This is a genomic window from Humibacillus xanthopallidus, from assembly GCF_006716675.1.
In the GTDB taxonomy this organism is placed as follows: Bacteria; Actinomycetota; Actinomycetes; order Actinomycetales; family Dermatophilaceae; genus Humibacillus; species Humibacillus xanthopallidus_B.
The window spans coordinates 1,268,661-1,284,212 of the sequence record NZ_VFPM01000002.1 but is presented as its reverse complement, the minus strand read 5'-3'; the positions used below and the strand labels follow the sequence as shown (position 1 = coordinate 1,284,212).

16 protein-coding genes are annotated in these 15,552 nt (G+C 72.1%); 4 read left to right on the top strand and 12 right to left on the bottom strand.

Features of this window, described 5'->3' with window-relative positions; genetic code table 11:
- Positions 1–5 precede the first annotated feature (5 nt).
- Entirely contained in the window at positions 6–1,529 is a 1,524-nt protein-coding gene (gene miaB / locus FBY41_RS13840; protein ID WP_141844791.1) for a tRNA (N6-isopentenyl adenosine(37)-C2)-methylthiotransferase MiaB, read from the bottom strand.
- A gap of 275 nt (positions 1,530–1,804) precedes the next feature.
- Here miaB and FBY41_RS13830 point away from each other — a divergent pair, with 275 nt between their 5' ends.
- On the top strand, positions 1,805–2,410 hold the full coding sequence (locus tag FBY41_RS13830; RefSeq protein WP_141844789.1) for a YceI family protein: 606 nt from the start codon (positions 1,805–1,807) through the stop codon (positions 2,408–2,410).
- A 94-nt stretch (positions 2,411–2,504) separates the two neighbouring features.
- On the opposite strand, the gene FBY41_RS13825 is transcribed toward FBY41_RS13830, so the two are convergent.
- The 4 genes from FBY41_RS13825 to FBY41_RS13810 form a co-directional block, all read right to left on the bottom strand.
- On the bottom strand, positions 2,505–3,197 hold the full coding sequence (locus tag FBY41_RS13825; protein ID WP_260439766.1) for a regulatory protein RecX: 693 nt from the start codon (positions 3,195–3,197) through the stop codon (positions 2,505–2,507).
- A 2-nt stretch (positions 3,198–3,199) separates the two neighbouring features.
- On the bottom strand, positions 3,200–4,240 hold the full coding sequence (recA, locus tag FBY41_RS13820) for a recombinase RecA (protein ID WP_260439811.1): 1,041 nt from the start codon (positions 4,238–4,240) through the stop codon (positions 3,200–3,202).
- Positions 4,241–4,473: 233 nt separating this feature from the next.
- Positions 4,474–4,719, bottom strand: a complete 246-nt coding sequence (locus FBY41_RS13815; RefSeq protein ID WP_446496951.1) for a DUF3046 domain-containing protein — start codon at positions 4,717–4,719, stop codon at positions 4,474–4,476.
- A gap of 167 nt (positions 4,720–4,886) precedes the next feature.
- Entirely contained in the window at positions 4,887–5,219 is a 333-nt protein-coding gene (locus FBY41_RS13810; RefSeq protein ID WP_141844786.1) for a DUF6221 family protein, read from the bottom strand.
- A gap of 498 nt (positions 5,220–5,717) precedes the next feature.
- Here FBY41_RS13810 and FBY41_RS13805 point away from each other — a divergent pair, with 498 nt between their 5' ends.
- Positions 5,718–7,355 (top strand): DUF3352 domain-containing protein, encoded by a 1,638-nt coding sequence (locus tag FBY41_RS13805; RefSeq protein ID WP_141844785.1) that lies wholly within the window; start codon positions 5,718–5,720, stop codon positions 7,353–7,355.
- A gap of 55 nt (positions 7,356–7,410) precedes the next feature.
- Positions 7,411–8,199 carry a DUF5995 family protein gene (locus tag FBY41_RS13800; protein ID WP_141844784.1) on the top strand — a complete coding sequence of 263 codons (789 nt, stop codon included), beginning with the start codon at positions 7,411–7,413 and terminating at the stop codon, positions 8,197–8,199.
- Here FBY41_RS13800 and FBY41_RS13795 read toward each other — a convergent pair.
- The 6 genes from FBY41_RS13795 to rimO form a co-directional block, all read right to left on the bottom strand.
- Complete coding sequence (locus tag FBY41_RS13795) at positions 8,124–9,233, bottom strand: mandelate racemase/muconate lactonizing enzyme family protein (protein WP_141844783.1); 1,110 nt, start codon at positions 9,231–9,233, stop codon at positions 8,124–8,126. The two genes, FBY41_RS13800 and FBY41_RS13795, sit on opposite strands and share 76 nt — an antisense overlap.
- Entirely contained in the window at positions 9,230–10,108 is an 879-nt protein-coding gene (locus tag FBY41_RS13790; RefSeq protein WP_141844782.1) for a serine hydrolase, read from the bottom strand. Before FBY41_RS13790 ends, FBY41_RS13795 begins: the two co-directional genes overlap by 4 nt.
- Before the next feature lie 17 nt (positions 10,109–10,125).
- The gene (locus FBY41_RS13785) at positions 10,126–10,428 is read right to left on the bottom strand and encodes a helix-turn-helix domain-containing protein (protein ID WP_141819476.1); all 303 of its coding nucleotides are present in this window, start codon (positions 10,426–10,428) and stop codon (positions 10,126–10,128) included.
- Between the two features lie 75 nt (positions 10,429–10,503).
- Positions 10,504–11,070, bottom strand: coding sequence for a CinA family protein (locus FBY41_RS13780; protein WP_141844781.1), 567 nt, complete (start codon positions 11,068–11,070; stop codon positions 10,504–10,506).
- 3 nt (positions 11,071–11,073) lie between these two features.
- A complete protein-coding gene (gene pgsA, locus FBY41_RS13775; protein WP_375869872.1) occupies positions 11,074–11,961 on the bottom strand; it encodes a CDP-diacylglycerol--glycerol-3-phosphate 3-phosphatidyltransferase in 888 nt (295 codons plus the stop codon).
- Complete coding sequence (gene rimO / locus FBY41_RS13770) at positions 11,958–13,445, bottom strand: 30S ribosomal protein S12 methylthiotransferase RimO (RefSeq protein WP_141844780.1); 1,488 nt, start codon at positions 13,443–13,445, stop codon at positions 11,958–11,960. The genes pgsA and rimO overlap by 4 nt, the downstream gene beginning before the upstream one ends.
- A gap of 37 nt (positions 13,446–13,482) precedes the next feature.
- On the opposite strand from rimO, the gene FBY41_RS13765 reads away from it, so the two are divergent.
- The gene (locus tag FBY41_RS13765; RefSeq protein ID WP_141844779.1) at positions 13,483–14,706 is read left to right on the top strand and encodes a dipeptidase; all 1,224 of its coding nucleotides are present in this window, start codon (positions 13,483–13,485) and stop codon (positions 14,704–14,706) included.
- 69 nt (positions 14,707–14,775) lie between these two features.
- Here FBY41_RS13765 and FBY41_RS13760 read toward each other — a convergent pair whose 3' ends face one another.
- Positions 14,776–15,522 carry an ion channel gene (locus FBY41_RS13760; RefSeq protein ID WP_141844778.1) on the bottom strand — a complete coding sequence of 249 codons (747 nt, stop codon included), beginning with the start codon at positions 15,520–15,522 and terminating at the stop codon, positions 14,776–14,778.
- Positions 15,523–15,552: the final 30 nt, after the last annotated feature.

The following is a 15,552-nucleotide window of genomic DNA, read 5'->3' as shown; positions in this document are numbered from 1 at the left end:
CGCGGTCAGGGCGCCGCGCAGGCTGGTGCGACGGGTGCGACCGCCGGGCGCCCGACCGACGGCATGCCGAGGCTCACGGCAGGCTTGCCCGTGCCGTGGGGGGCGTCCTGGAGCACCGCCCACGCGTCGCCTCCGCGAGTGCGCCGGACGGCATACGCCCCACCCTGCACGCCGGAGTCGGCAACGAGGTGGTGGGGCGCGCCGTAGGTCACGGCGACGGTAACGGCGTCACCCGGCCGGGGCACCTCCGCGCCGTCCGGGACGGCGAAGTGCACGAGCCTGTTGTCGCGTGCGCGGCCCGAGAGCCGGTGCGTCTCGGCGTCCTTGCGCCCTTCGGAGGGGGCGACGAGCACCTCGACCCCACGGCCCTCGAGGCTGCGGTTCTCGGCCCAGCTGACCTCTTCCTGGAGGGCGATGAGGCGCTCGAAGCGCTCCTGGACGACCTCCTTGGGCACCTGGTGCTCCATCGTCGCGGCCGGGGTGCCGGGGCGGATGGAGTACTGGAAGGTGAAGGCGCTGGAGAAGCGCGCCGCCCGGACGACGTCGAGGGTGCCCTGGAAGTCCGCCTCGGTCTCACCGGGGAAGCCGACGATGATGTCGGTCGTGATCGCGGCATCCGGGATGTGCTCACGGACGGTGTCGATGATGCGCAGGAACCTCGCGCTGCGGTAGGAGCGGCGCATGTCCTTCAGCACCTTGTCGGAGCCGGACTGGAGCGGCATGTGCAGGCTCGGCATGACGTTGGGCGTCTCGGCCATCGCGAGGATGACGTCGTCGGTGAAGGCTGCCGGGTGGGGGCTCGTGAAGCGGACCCGCTCGAGGCCGTCGATCTCGCCGCACGCGCGGAGCAGCTTGCCGAAGGCGAGCCGGTCGCCGAACTCGACCCCGTAGGTGTTGACGTTCTGGCCGAGGAGCGTGACCTCGACGACCCCCTGCGCCACGAGCGCCTCGATCTCGGCGAGGATCTCGCCCGGACGGCGGTCCTGCTCCTTGCCCCGAAGGCTCGGCACGATGCAGAAGGTGCACGTGTTGTTGCAGCCCACGGAGATCGAGACCCAGCCGCTGTAGGCAGAGTCGCGTCGGGTGGGCAGCGTCGAGGGGAAGACCTCGAGGCTCTCGAGGATCTCGACCTCGGCGCGCCGGTTGTGGGCCGCCCGGTCGAGCAGGGCCGGGAGCGAGCCGATGTTGTGGGTGCCGAAGACGACGTCGACCCACGGAGCCCGCTCGACGATCGTGCCGCGGTCCTTCTGCGCCATGCAGCCACCGACGGCGATCTGCATGTCGGGATTCTTGAGCTTGGCCTGGCGCAGCTGCCCGAGGTTGCCGTAGAGCTTGTTGTCGGCGTTCTCACGCACGGCGCAGGTGTTGAAGACGACGACGTCGGCGACCTCGGGCCGCTCCCCCGCGGGCAGGGCTGCGAGCTCGACGTAGCCGGCGGTCTCGAGCAGGCCCGAGAGCCGCTCGCTGTCGTGGACGTTCATCTGGCACCCGTGGGTGCGCACGTCGTAGGTCCTGGGTGCCGGCGGCATCGAGGCGCCCGGGGTGACCGGGGTGACCGAGGTGACCGAGGTGACCGAGGCGGACGCCGGGGACTCGGACGGCTTGGGGAGGCTGGGGTGCGTCGTCATGGCCCGTCAAGAGTACGGCGTCGCGGCCACGCTTCCGTTGCCCGTCACGGTCTCGACAGGCGGCGTTCAGGAATACGAGGCAGGCTGAGGTCGTTGACGCCATCGCTTGACAATTCAACGAAGCAGTGCCAGCCTAGTTGTTGAAAGTTCAATCACCTACCTCGAAGGAATCCATCATGGGTCTGTTCAACCGCACCAAGGACGAGGCCGTCACCGAGGCCGCCTCCGTCGCCGTCGCCGACATCACCGGCGACTACACCCTCGACCCCAGCCACACCCGCATCGGCTTCTCGGCCCGCCACGCGATGGTCACGAAGGTCCGCGGCCACTTCGACCAGTTCGAGGGCAGCGCGCACGTCGACACCGCCACGCCGGCGAACTCCTCGGTCACCGTCACCATCGAGGCCGCCAGCGTCACGACGGGCAACGAGCAGCGCGATGGTCACCTCAAGACCCCCGACTTCTTCGACATCGCCAACTACCCGCAGATCACCTTCGTCTCGACGAACGTCGAGCGCGACGGCTCCGAGTGGGACATCACCGGCGACCTCACGATCAACGGCGTGACCAAGTCCGTCACCATCCCCTTCGAGGAGACCGGCTCGGCGAAGGACCCCTTCGGCAACACGCGCGTGGGCTTCGAGGGTGAGGTCACGATCGACCGCACCGAGTGGAACCTCTCCTTCAACGCCGCCCTCGAGACCGGTGGCGTCCTCGTCAGCGAGAAGGTCAAGCTCGAGTTCGACGTGTCGGCCATCGCGAACGTGCCGGCCGAGGCCTGAGCGACCACGGCGAGACGCACTCGCGGCGCACGACGCCGATGAGACCACAAGGGTGGGGAGCTTCGGCTCCCCACCCTTTCGCATGCTCCGGCCCTCAGTCGCGCTGGTGCTCCGGTGCGGCGCCGACCGCCTCCCGGATGACCGGCCACGCCACCTCGCTGGAGTAGCCCTTGCGGGCGAGCAGGCCGGCGAGCCGGCGCGTCTGCACCTCGGCAGGCAGACCGTGCAGGCTGCGCATCCGCTTCTGCACGAGCTGCTCAGCGCGCATCCGCTCGTCACCCGCACCCACCTGGCCGAGCGCCTCCTCGGCCACGTCCTGGTCGATCCCCTGCTTGCGCAGCTCGTGGGCCAGCGCCCGGCGGGCCAGTCCCTTGCCGGCGTGCCGGGCCCGCACGAGCATCTCGGCGTAGGCCTCGTCGTCGACCAGGCCCACCTGCGTCATCCGGTCGAGGACCCGCGCCGCCACGTCGTCGTCACACCCGCGCTGACGCAGCTTCCGCTCGAGCTGAGCACGGCTCCGAGGAGCCATGCTCAGCTGGCGCAGCACGATGGCGCGGGCCACCGACTCCGGATCGGCCTCGGGGCTCTGCGCGGCCGGGTCGTCAGGGGGCGGTGCGACAGACCCTGCATCGCGACCTCCGGCCCGACGCGGACCGGGCCCGGCGGCCGCCACCATCCCCTCAGCTGCTGCGAGGGCGGCGGCGGCCCGGGACAGGCGGTCCTCACGGTCGCGATCCGAGCTCGAGGCGGCCCGTGCCGGCTGGCCGTCGCGGTCGTCACCCGTCATGGTCAGAAGTCGACGGGCACGTCCGAGACCTCGGCGGGCTGGTCGACTCGCGGCCCGACGCCGAGCTTCTCCTTGACCTTCTTCTCGATCTCGTCGGCGAGGTCGGGATTGTCCTTGAGGAAGTTGCGGGCGTTCTCCTTGCCCTGACCGAGCTGGTCGCCGTCGTAGGTGTACCAGGCGCCGGCCTTGCGGACGAAGCCGTGCTCGACGCCCATGTCGATGATGCCGCCCTCGCGCGAGATGCCGTGGCCGTAGAGGATGTCGAACTCGGCCTGCTTGAAGGGCGGGGAGACCTTGTTCTTGACGACCTTGACGCGGGTGCGGTTGCCGACCGGCTCGGTGCCGTCCTTGAGGGTCTCGATGCGGCGCACGTCGAGACGCACGGACGCGTAGAACTTCAGCGCCTTGCCACCGGTCGTCGTCTCGGGAGAGCCGAACATCACGCCGATCTTCTCGCGGAGCTGGTTGATGAAGATCGCCGTCGTGCCCGTGTTGTTGAGGGCGCCGGTCAGCTTGCGCAGGGCCTGGCTCATGAGCCGGGCCTGGAGGCCGACGTGGCTGTCGCCCATCTCGCCCTCGATCTCGGCGCGCGGCACGAGTGCGGCGACGGAGTCGATGACGATGATGTCGATCGCGCCGGAGCGGATCAGCATGTCGGCGATCTCGAGTGCCTGCTCCCCCGTGTCGGGCTGGGAGACGAGCAGGGCGTCGGTGTCGACACCGAGCTTCTTGGCGTAGTCGGGGTCGAGGGCGTGCTCGGCGTCGATGAACGCCGCGATGCCGCCGGCCTTCTGCGCGTTGGCGACGGCGTGGAGGGCGACCGTCGTCTTGCCCGAGGACTCCGGACCGTAGATCTCGACGACGCGCCCCCGCGGCAGGCCACCGATGCCGAGGGCGACGTCGAGGGCGATCGACCCGGTGGGGATCACCTCGATCGGTGCCCGAACGTCGTCGCCCAGACGCATCACGGCACCCTTGCCGTAGCTCTTCTCGATCTGACCCATCACCGAGGAGAGGGCCTTGTCCTTGTCCTTTTCCTGCATGGCTGCCATGTCGTGGTCACCTGTCTGCCGTCTGCGCGGTGGTCGTCTACCTTCGACCCGCGCACGGCCTCGTCGTGAGATGTGCTGTCGGGTCAGACGTTAGGTGCCGGCGCCGACATCGAGGTGAACCACGAGACGGCCTGTGGATGATGCGGGTGATGGCGCAGGACCTGTGGACGACACTACCGAACAGGTGTTCGACATGGGAGCGACACGCCGCACCCCGGGACCGGCTAGCGCGCCGACCCGCCCTGCGCGCCCCGGGCCACCCGGTCGTCGCGGCCCAGCCGGCGCTCGGGCGGCACGTCCATGTCGTCGCAGAGCGCCTCCCACACCTCACGCGGTGGCACCCCGTCGGCGATGGCCTGCAGCGCCGTACGCTGCTGCAGCGTGCCGAGCACATGGTCGCGAGCGAGCGAGCCGGCATACGCCGGGCCGAACTCGTCGTCCATGAGGGTCCAGAAGTGGCTCATCCGCACTGGGTCCTCCCGACCTGCTCACTGCGACCTGCGCGCCTCGCGCGGGCCGGTCACTGCCGTCCGCGCCTCGATCCGGGCCAGCATACGCGCGATGACCTCGTCGGCCCCGTGGCATCTCCAGCACCGGCAGCACCACTCGCACCGGCGCCGGACCGTGCGCGTCTCGGTCAGGGGCGCCACTCGGCGCGGTAGTCCGGATGGTCTGCGTAGGCCGCGGCGAAGATGAGACAGGCGTACTCCGCCTCGTCCTTCATGCCGGCGCGGCGCTGGTCGGCCGTGCCGTCGTCGAGCACGCGCACCCGGTCGACGAGCCACTGCTTGGCGGCAAGGTCGGCCAGGGTGCGGTCGGGGCCCAGGGACGCGACGTAGGTGTCCACCCGGCTGGCCGGGTCGGCGACGAACCACGACGGGCCCATGGCCCACTTGGCGCCCTCGGCGCGCTCGCGCTCCTCGGCGATCCGTGCCGACAGGAACTCGGTCACCGTCTGGGTGTTCGGCACCCTGTCCTCCTTGATCGATCTGCTCGGGTCGCTGGACCCACCCGGGCACGACCCGAGTCCCCTCGACGCGTGGTGGACCTCCCCCCAGAGGGCCGGGATCAATCATGGCCGCCCGACGGGCCGTTTGGGGGCGCTGCGACCCACGGATCGCGCTGGAGTGGCGGACTCGGGCGGTATGCGTGGCAGGTGCCGTCGAGGTCGCCCACGAGCGACCCGTGGAACGACAGAAGCCGTAGGCGGCGTCGAAGCCTTGTCCGATCCGACCACGCCTGTCCGTGGCCGGAGGTATCGTCCACAGCGTCACCGGTCATCCGTGACCGTGGCGGGCTGCACCGACTGCGCAGGGGGAGAACGACCATGACCGACCCGACTCCGGACCACACCCCGGACCCCGCCCCGGACCCCACCCAAGGTCCGCCCCCGGCTCCCGCTCCTCACGCGTCCGGCCCGTCAGGACCGTCAGGACCGTCAGGACCGTCAGGACCGTCAGGACCGAGCGTGCACCCCACCGGCACCCCGATCGGCAGCCCCGTCGGCAGTCCCGTCAGCGGCCCGACCGAGCTTCCCCGCTACACGTACCCCGGCGGGCCGCCCGCAGCATCGGCGGCGGCAGGGTCGGCCGCGGCGGCGGCCACGGGAGTCGGCCTCTCCGACCCGCAGGAGCGTGCTGCCACAGCGCGCCCCGGACGGCGCCGCACCGGGCTCGTCGTCGGCGGCGTCGCCGCGGCCCTGCTGCTCGGCGGCGGAACGGTCTTCGCCGTGCAGCAGCTGAGCGGCGCAGGAGCCCAGCCGGCCGACGTGCTGCCGGGTGACGCCTATGGCTACGTAAGGCTCGACATCGACCCCTCGGCCGGGCAGAAGATCGCCGCGGTGCGCTTCCTCGGCAAGCTCCCGCAGGTGCGCGACACCCTGACCGGCGACGACCCCCGCCAGAAGCTCTGGGACCTCGTCGCGCAGGACGCCGCCGACAGCTGCGTCTCGGCCGTGCGCTACGACACGGACATCGCGCCGTGGCTCGGCGACCGCGCCGGCGTCGCGGTCCGCCCCGGCGGCACCGAGGACAAGCCGAACGTCGCCCTCGCGGTGCAGGTGCGCGACGAGACCCGGGCCAAGGAGGTCCTCGGCAAGCTCTTCGCCTGCGACAAGGACGGCGCCGACATCGAGACGAAGGACGGCTACGTCCTCGTCATGCCGCCCGGCACGGGCGCCTCGACCATGGCGGCCGTCGCCAAGGGCACCCTGGCCACCAACAGCACCTTCACCGGCGACATGGCTGCCCTCGGCGAGCAGGGCGTCGTGTCCGCATGGTTCGACATGACGAACGGCGCCCAGCAGCTGCAGGACCTCGGGGCGGGCGCGCTCGGCACCCCAGGCACCCCGGGCACCTCGACCGCGGCGGCCCAGGGCCGGGTCGCCGCCGCCCTGCGCTTCGACCCGTCCTTCGTCGAGCTCGCCGGCGTCGTGCGAGGCGCCAAGGCTGTCAACGCCGCACCGGGCGACACCTCGCAGCTCATCGACCTGCCCGACGACACGGCCGCCGCCCTCCACGTCTCCGGCGCCGACCGGGCCATCGACTCGGCCTGGCCGGTGCTCTCGGAGCAGCTGAAGAACCTGAGCGGCATGACCGGCGGCGACGTCATCGGCGAGATCGAGAAGGAGCTCGACGTCACGCTGCCCGACGACCTCAAGGTGCTCCTCGGCCGCTCCTTCACCCTCTCGCTCCCCCAGCAGGATCTTCGCGTCGCAGACTCCTTCGTCGTGGGGGGCAAGATCGTCTCGAGCGACAGCGCCCGGGCCGGCGACCTCGTCGACCGCATCGACCAGGCGATGGGTGGCATCCTCACGCACTCCGTCGACGGCGGCACCGTCTACCTCGCCACCGACCCGGCCTACGTCGACGCCGTGAAGAAGGGTGGCGCCCTCGGCGACTCCGACACCTTCAAGGCCGCTCTCGGCGACGTGAGCCGCGCCAACGGCGTGCTCTTCGTCGACCTCGACCGCATCGAGAGCGCCTACCTCGGCGATCTCGAGGGCGAGACGAGGGCCGTCGTCGAGTCGTTGCGCGCCGTCGGCGGATCGACCACCGTCACCGGCCCGGGGGAGGCGTCGTTCTCCCTGCGCGTGGTCGGCAACTGAGCCGCCCTCACCGAACCCCCACGCCGGCGCCGCCCGACGCCCTACGATGCGGACCATGCGGCCCGGCCCGAACGCCGAGGAACGCCTCAGCGCCCTCATGGAGGGCTGGGCGGAGGCGGGTGACCGCCGCGGAGCCTTCACCCAGTGCTACCTCGTGATGACCAAGCGGGTCCACGATGCCGTCGACGACGGTGCGTTCAACGACGGGGCCTGGGTGACCCGCCTGCTCGAACGCTTCGCCGACTACTACTTCGAGGCCGTCGACGCCCACGGGGCGCCTGAGCCGCAGCACCCCTGTCCGGAGGTGTGGCGGTCGGCCTTCGACGCGTGCGCCGACCCGTCCTGCCACGTGCTGCAAGTGCTCATGCTCGGCATCAACGCCCACATCAACCACGACCTCGCCCTGGCGCTCGTCGACGTCCTCGACGACTGGGACACCCTCGACGAGACTGCCCGCTCGGCCCGCCACGAGGACCACGAGCGGGTCAACGAGATCATCGAGGCGACGACCGACGAGGTGCAGCGCGAGGTCGTCGACCGCTGGTCTCCCGCAGCCCGCACCCTCGACGTCCTCCTCTGGCGACTCGACGAGTGGACCTTCGGCGCGCTCGCGGAGTCGTGGCGCAGCCGGGTCTGGACCGACGCGATGGACCTGCTCGCGCTGCCGCCGGGGAGCCGGCGCGAGGCGTCCGCCCACCTCGGCACCCGTGCCTCCACGGTCGCCACCGTGATCCTGCTCGGTCGCCATCCCGGACACCGCGCGGAGGGCTATCCCTCCGGCGTCGCCCACGCCCCGATGCCGGAGCCCGCTCCTGACGGCATGCGGATCTCGTTGCCGGAGTAAGTGATACCGCCCTCGACCGGTGACGCGAGCGACCACCACGCAGCGTCGAGGTCGGGGGTGTGCGTCGTCGGCTGCGCGGCGACGAGGGCGGCGGCCGCCCCGACCCCGATGTGGCTCTCCATCATCGAGCCGACGATCGTGCCCAGCCCGGCCTCCTCGGCGCGGCGCAGCAGCGAGCGCCCGAGCGTGAGCGACCCGCACTTGGCGAGCTTGACGTTGACGAGGTCGGCTGCGCCCAGCCGGATGATGCGCTCGAGGTCATGGAACCCGTAGCAGGACTCGTCGGCCATCACCGGCAGGCCGACCCGCGCACGCACCCAGGCCAGCCCCTCGACGTCCTCGGCGACGACCGGCTGCTCGACGAACTCGACGCCGAGGTCGGCGACCTCGAGCGCCCGGATGACCGTCACGGCCTCCTCACGGGTCCAGCCCTGGTTGGCGTCGAGCCGGATGGCGACGCCCGGACCGACGGCGTCGCGCACCGAGGCCACGCGCTGGACGTCGGTCGACGCGTCGGTGCCGACCTTCATCTTCAGCGTCGTGAAGCCGGCGGCGACGCGCTCGCGAGCCGTGTCGGCAAGTGCCGACGCCGCGCCCGCCGACAGGGTGACGTCGGTCGTCAGGCGCTCCGGTATGCCGTCCGGCCGGCCCGAGAGGAGAGCGGCCACGCTCGTGCCCTCCGCCCGGGCGACGAGGTCGTGCAGGGCCGCGTCGACGGCCGCCTTGGCGCCGAAGTTGCGCGCGACGGCCCGCTGGGCGGCGCCGGCGACGGCGGCGAGGTCGGCGCGGTCGTCGAGGGCGTGCCCGAGGAGCACGGGCGCGAGCATCGTCTCGATGCACGCCGTCGCCCCGGCGAGCGACTCACCGGTCACCTGCCAGACCTGCGGCGCCTCACCCCGCCCGACCCGCCCGTCGCTGTCGGTGATCGTCACGACGACGGTGTCGGTCGTCTCGGTGCGCCGCAGCGCCGTCACGAAGGGGGTGTGCAGCCGCACGGAGACGGCCCGCGTCTCGACCCGGTCGATCGTCGTCACCGCTGCACCTCCCGAACGTCGTGCGCCTGGTGTCGCGCGTGGTCCGCGGCCCAGACGTCGGCCGCGACCGACGCGACGAAGGCAGCGGCCTCGTGCTCGCCGAGCTCGATCGTCGTGCAGATCGAGAGGACGAACGGGTCCTCGCCGGCCGGCCGCACCAGCGCGACGTCGTGCGAGACCCCAGGGATCCAGCCGGACTTGCTCGCGGTCGGGGTGCCGCTCGGCAGGCCGGCCGGGATCTGGTCGACGTGCTGCTGTCGCTCGAGGATCTGCTCGACGGGCTCGCACACCGGCGGGCCGCCCAGCGCCGGCTCACGACGAGCGACGGCAGCCATGAGCAGGCCGAGGTCTGCCGCGGTGACGGTGTTCGTGATGCCGGCCGCCCGGGCGACGGCGTCCTCGATGCCGCGCCCCACGACGGTCGTCGGCGAGCACCCGGCGAGCCGCACCACCTCGGCGACCTCGTCGCGGCCGACGACGTCGAGCAGGAGGTTCGTCGCGAGGTTGCCGGAATGGGTGATGGCGTGCTCGGCCAGCTCGCGCAGGGTGCGGGTGGCCCCGACGGCGGCCCACGTCTCGGGGTCCTGGTCGTCGTCCTCGTCCATCGTGAACGGCGAACCGTCGAGGACGGAGGCGAACGCGTTGCGGACCGGGAGCGGCGCGTCGAGGTCGAGCTCACCGCGCACGACGCGGCGCTGGGCAGCGATGACGAGGGGCAGCTTCATCGTCGACGCGGCGTAGTGCGGCGCGTCCGCCCGGTGACTCCACCGGCACCGGCCGGCCAGGTCACCGAGCCACACGGACACGGAAGCGGACGGGTCGTCGGAGGCCAGCGCGTCGAGACGCGCCACGAGGTCGGCGAAGGAGCTGGGCACCCCAGAACGCTAGAGGATCAGGCCGCGGAGGCCGACACCACGTCGTTGCTCGGCACGGGGAGGGTGACCGTCGGGGCCAGCCCCTCGCTCTCGGCCATGCGGCTCGAGACGTCGATGAGCACCTGTGAGAGCGGCAGCTCGAGAGCACCGCAGATCGAGGCGAGCAGCTCGGACGACGCCTCCTTCTCACCGCGCTCGACCTCGCTGAGGTAGCCGAGGGAGACCGAGGCCGTGGCCGACACCTCACGCAACGTGCGGCCCTGGGCCCGGCGGCGCTCGCGCAGGACGTCACCGAGCTCGCGTCGCAACAGTGTCGTCATGCCGGCCTCCTCCAGGTCCTCGTCTCGGCGTCTCGTCGTCGGTGGTGGTGGACCGGGGTGGTGTCGATCCGGTCGTCAGGTGCTCGTGCGCGGCCCACCGTCGTCCGTGACCGCTAGGCCTACCGTACCCCCAGCCCCTGTCGGCGGTGCAGGGGTTGTCCGCGTGGCGCCGATCTCGCGGAGCGCGAGCAGCAACACCTCGTGCACGGCGCCGGAGCGCACGGCTGCTCTGCCACCCTTCAACCGCAGCGCCACGGCGGCTGTTCCCGAGGGTCCCGCGACCGCGACGTGGACGGTGCCGGAGGGCTTGCCCTCGGCCGGACCCGGCCCTGCCACGCCCGTCGTCGACAGGCCCCACGTCGCCCCGAGGCGGGCCCGCACTCCCTCGGCCATCGCGATGGCGACGTCCGGGTGCACGGTGCCGACCCGGTCGACGAGCTCGGCGGGCACCCCGAGCAGCTCCACCTTGACGCGCGCGGCATACGCGACGACCCCGCCGAGCAGCACCGCCGACGCACCGGGGGTGTCGGCGATGGTCGCGGCGACGAGACCGGCCGTCAACGACTCCGCGCTCGCGACCGTCTCACCGCGCTCGGTCAGCAGCTCGACGAGCCGCTCCCCCGCGTCAGCGCCGTTCGCCACGGGTCACTCCCGGCCCGCGCCCCCGCGGCCCGCGGGGTCGACGGTGGGGTGCTGGTCGCTCTCCGGTGCCGCCGTGTGCCGCTCCGTCGCGGGCGCATCGGCGCTCACCGGGGCCGCCTTCTGGCTCGGCGCCACCGGCGGTGCGCCGGGGTCCGCAGGACTCACCGGAGCCTCCGGCGCAACGCTGACCGTCGGGGCCGCGGGCGGCGTCGTCTGGGCGCCGTCCTGGTCGCCGCTGCGTGCCTCGCGACCGGCAGCGCGCCGTTCGCGCCGCAGCCTCGTGCGCTCACTCGTCTCGCGCAGCCGGGCGGCCTTGAAGACGTAGTCGACACCGCTGACGACGGTCATGACGAGGGCGGCGCCGAGGAGCACGTAGGCGACGAAGAGCCACGCACCTCCGAGCGGCAGCACCGCGAGCGGGAAGGTCAGGGCGCCGAGCGACAGGGTCTGCAGCATCGTCTTGAGCTTGCCGCCTCGACCGGCCGGCATGACGCCGTGCCGGATGACGACGAAGCGCAGCACGGTGATGCCGATCTCGCGCACGACGATGACGACCGTCACCCACCACCAGATGACCCCGAGGACGGACAGCCCGATGAAGGCGGTGCCGGTCAGGGCCTTGTCGGCGATGGGGTCGGCGACCTTGCCGAAGTTCGTGATCTCGCCGCGCTGCCGGGCGATCTTGCCGTCGATGCCGTCGGTGACGGCGGCGAGGACGAAGACGACCCAGGCCCAGAAGCGCCACCACGGGCTCGAGCCGCCCTCCATGAAGAGCAGCACCCCGTAGACGGGCACGAGGAGGAAGCGCAGCACCGTCAGGGCGTTGGGCAGGTTCCAGTCGGTCGGACGGGGAGCGGGCCCCTCCCCCCGGTGGAAGCCACCCGCGGTCATCGCGGCTCCGCGACGAGGTCGATGCCCTCGGTGCCGACGACGACGGCGGCGACGAGGTCACCGACGGCGGGCAGTGCTGCCCCCTCGGGCAGGTGCAGCTGCGTGACACCGTCGACGTCGGGGCCCTGGAAGGCCGCGCGGCCCACGGGCAGCCCGTCGTCGTCGATCTCCTCGACGAGCACGACGACGTGCTCGCCGATGCGCTCCTCCGCCCGCTGGGCGTTCAGCTCCTCGACGAGCCGCGTGAAGCGGTCGAAACGGTCGGCGATGACCTCGGGAGCCAGGTGGCCGGCATACCCCTCCGCCTCGGTGCCGTCCTCGTCGGAGTAGCCGAAGACCCCGACGACGTCGAGGCGAGCCTCCGTGAGGAACGCCTCGAGCTCGGCGAGGTCGGCCTCGGTCTCACCGGGGAAGCCGACGATGACGTTGCAGCGGATGCCGGCCTCGGGGGCGTCGGCCCGGACGCGTGCGAGCAGGTCGAGGAAGGCCTCGCGCGAGCCGAAGCGGCGCATCGAGCGCAGCAGCGGCTCGGAGGCGTGCTGGAAGGAGATGTCGTAGTACGGCACGACACCGGGGGTGTCGGCCATGGCGCGCAGCAGGCCGGGCCGGATCTCGGCAGGCTGCAGGTAGGAGACGCGCACGCGCTCGATGCCCTCGATGGCGGTCAGCTCCGGCAGCAGCTTCTCGAGCAGGCCGAGGTCGCCGAGGTCCTTGCCGTAGGACGTGGAGTTCTCGGAGACGAGGAAGAGCTCCTTGACGCCGCGCTCGGCGAGCCAGCGCCCCTCCGTGATGATGTCGGCCGGCCGGCGCGAGACGAATGCCCCACGAAACATCGGGATGGCGCAGAAGGAGCAGCGGCGGTCGCAGCCCGAGGCGATCTTGAGCGGCGCCCAGGGCCGGCCGTCGAGCCGGGCGCGGATGACGCGGGGGCCGGAGGCGGGTGTGGGCACGTGGCCGTCGAGCGGGTCGGCGGGGGCGGCATACGCCTGCGTGTCGCCGTGGCCGGGCAGCGCGACGCCGGTGCTGCCGCCCTGGCGCTCGACGGGTGAGAGCGGCAGGAGGGTGCGACGGTCGCCCGGCGTGTGGCTGGTGACATGGCCCCCGGCGAGGATCGTGCGGAGGTGGCTGCTCATGTCGCGGTAGGAGTCGAAACCGAGCACGGCGTCGGCCTCGGGCAGCTGCTCCTCGAGCTGGGTGCCGTAGCGCTCGGCGAGGCAGCCCACGGCGACGACCTTCTGCGTGCGGCCCCCCGCGCCCTTGAGGTCGGAGGCCTCGAGCAGGGCGTCGATGGAGTCCTTCTTGGCCTGCTCGACGAAGCCGCACGTGTTGACGACGGCGACATCCGCCTCGGCAGCGTCGTCGACGAGCCGCCAGCCCTCCGCCTGGAGGCGCCCGGCGAGCTCCTCCGAGTCGACCTCGTTGCGGGTGCACCCGAGGGTGACGAGCGCGACGCTCCGGTCGGTGCTCGGGTGGGGAGGGGTCATGCGTCCACTCTAGATGGACCGGTGTTCAATGACGGACATGCCAGCAAGCGCCCCGACCACCCCTCCCGAGCCCGACGGCAGCAGCCTCGAGCGGGCCCGGGCGGTGCTCGCCGAGCACCCGCTCGTCGACGGCCACAACGACCTGCCCTGGGCGGCTCGGGAGCAGACCGGCTACGACTTCGACGCGCTCGACATCGCCGCGCGGGTGCCCACGACGCAGACCGACCTCCCGCGCCTCGCCGAGGGCGGCGTGGGCGGGCAGTTCTGGTCGGTCTTCGTGCCGAGCACGCTCCAGGGCGACGCGGCCGTCGCGGCCACGCTGGAGCAGGTCGACGGCGTGCACCGGATGATCGCGACGTATGCCGGCCGGCTGGCTCTCGCGCGCACCGCCGACGAGGTCGAGCGCGCCAACGCGTCGGGTCGGCTCGCCTCGCTGCTCGGGGCCGAGGGCGGCCACTCGATCGGGTGCTCGCTCGGCACCCTGCGGATGCTCCACGTGCTCGGGGTGCGCTACCTGACGCTGACCCACAACGACAACACCCCGTGGGCGGACTCGGCCACCGACGTGCCCGTCGTCGGGGGCCTCAGTGCCTTCGGGCGCGAGGTCGTCACCGAGATGAACCGGCTCGGGATGATGGTCGACCTCAGCCACGTCGCCGCGACGACGATGCGCGCGGCCCTCGAGACGACGGTCGCGCCGGTCATCTTCAGCCACTCGAGCGCGCTCGCCCTCTGCGACACCCCGCGCAACGTGCCCGACGACGTGCTCGCCGCGCTGCCTGCGAACGGCGGGGTGTGCATGGTGACGTTCGTGCCCGAGTTCGTCTCTCCCGCCACCGCGGCGTGGCGGCTCGAGGCGGCTGCTGCGGCGGCGGAGGTCGGCGTGGAGGCCCGCGACTGGGAGGCCTTCGGCCGGTTCACCGCCGGCTGGCAGGTCGAGCACCCGAAGCCCGACGCGACGATCGAGCAGGTCGTCGCCCACCTCGAGCACGTGCGCGAGGTGGCGGGCATCGACCACGTCGGCATCGGCGGTGACTACGACGGCACCGACACCTTCCCCGTGGGTCTGGAGGACGTCAGCGGCTACCCGCGGCTCGTGGCGGCGCTGCTCGAGCGATCGTGGTCGCGGGCCGACGTGGCCCAGCTCGTGCGCGGCAACACCCTGCGGGTCATGCGCGACGTCGAGGCCGTGGCCCGCGACCTGCAGACGACCCGAGCGCCGAGCCTCGCGACCTTCGCCGAGCTCGACGGCACGGCTTGAGCGCACCCCAGCTCGACGGCACGGCCCGAGCGCACCCCCGGCGGCACGGCATACGCCCTCGAAGCGCGGCTACTGGCGGAAGCGGGCGATCGTGAGGCCGACGAGGCGGGCGACGACGAGCGCGACGTAGAGCATGCCGACGATCTGCTGGAGCAGCACGAACGACCGCGCGTGCGGCGTCACCGCGTAGATGTCGGACAACCCCGTCGAGGTCATCGTCGTGATCGAGAGGTAGAGCAGCTCGTACCAGCTGCGCACCCCCGGAAGGGCCTCGCCGTAGATGGTGAACGAGCTCGGCCAGATGAACTGCACGGCGACGTAGAGGTAGGCGAACCCCCACGCGACGACGGTGAAGGTCGCCCCCGTGGCATAGAGCTCGTCGCGGGTGACCCAGTTGTCGGCGAACATGTACCGCAGCAGCCCGTAGCCCGTGTAGAAGTAGAAGAGCGCGTGCAGCAGGGCGCTCCAGAACGCGACGGAGTCGTTGTCCGGCCAGACCGCCTCGGCCACGGTCAGCAGGACGACCGGGCCACCCAGCACCACGGCCACCCAGGTCAGGGCCGGTGTTGCCCGCACCGCCCGCACGGCGAGGAAGAGCACGAGCAGGCCGATGATCCCGAAGATCGCGCGGCCCGCCTCTCGGTAGTCACCGAAGGTCGCGGTCTCGACGAAGGGGTAGAGGATCAGGGCCCCGAGCTGGACGAAGAGGAGCAGCGCACAGGGCAGGTCAGCCACCTTGCGGCGCAGGCGTTCGAGGCGGCCCGGCGGTCCGACGCGACGGGGCGACGACGGCCACAGCTCCAGTGAAGCACTCACCTGCCGGAGCCTAGTGCGGGGTCGTCAAGA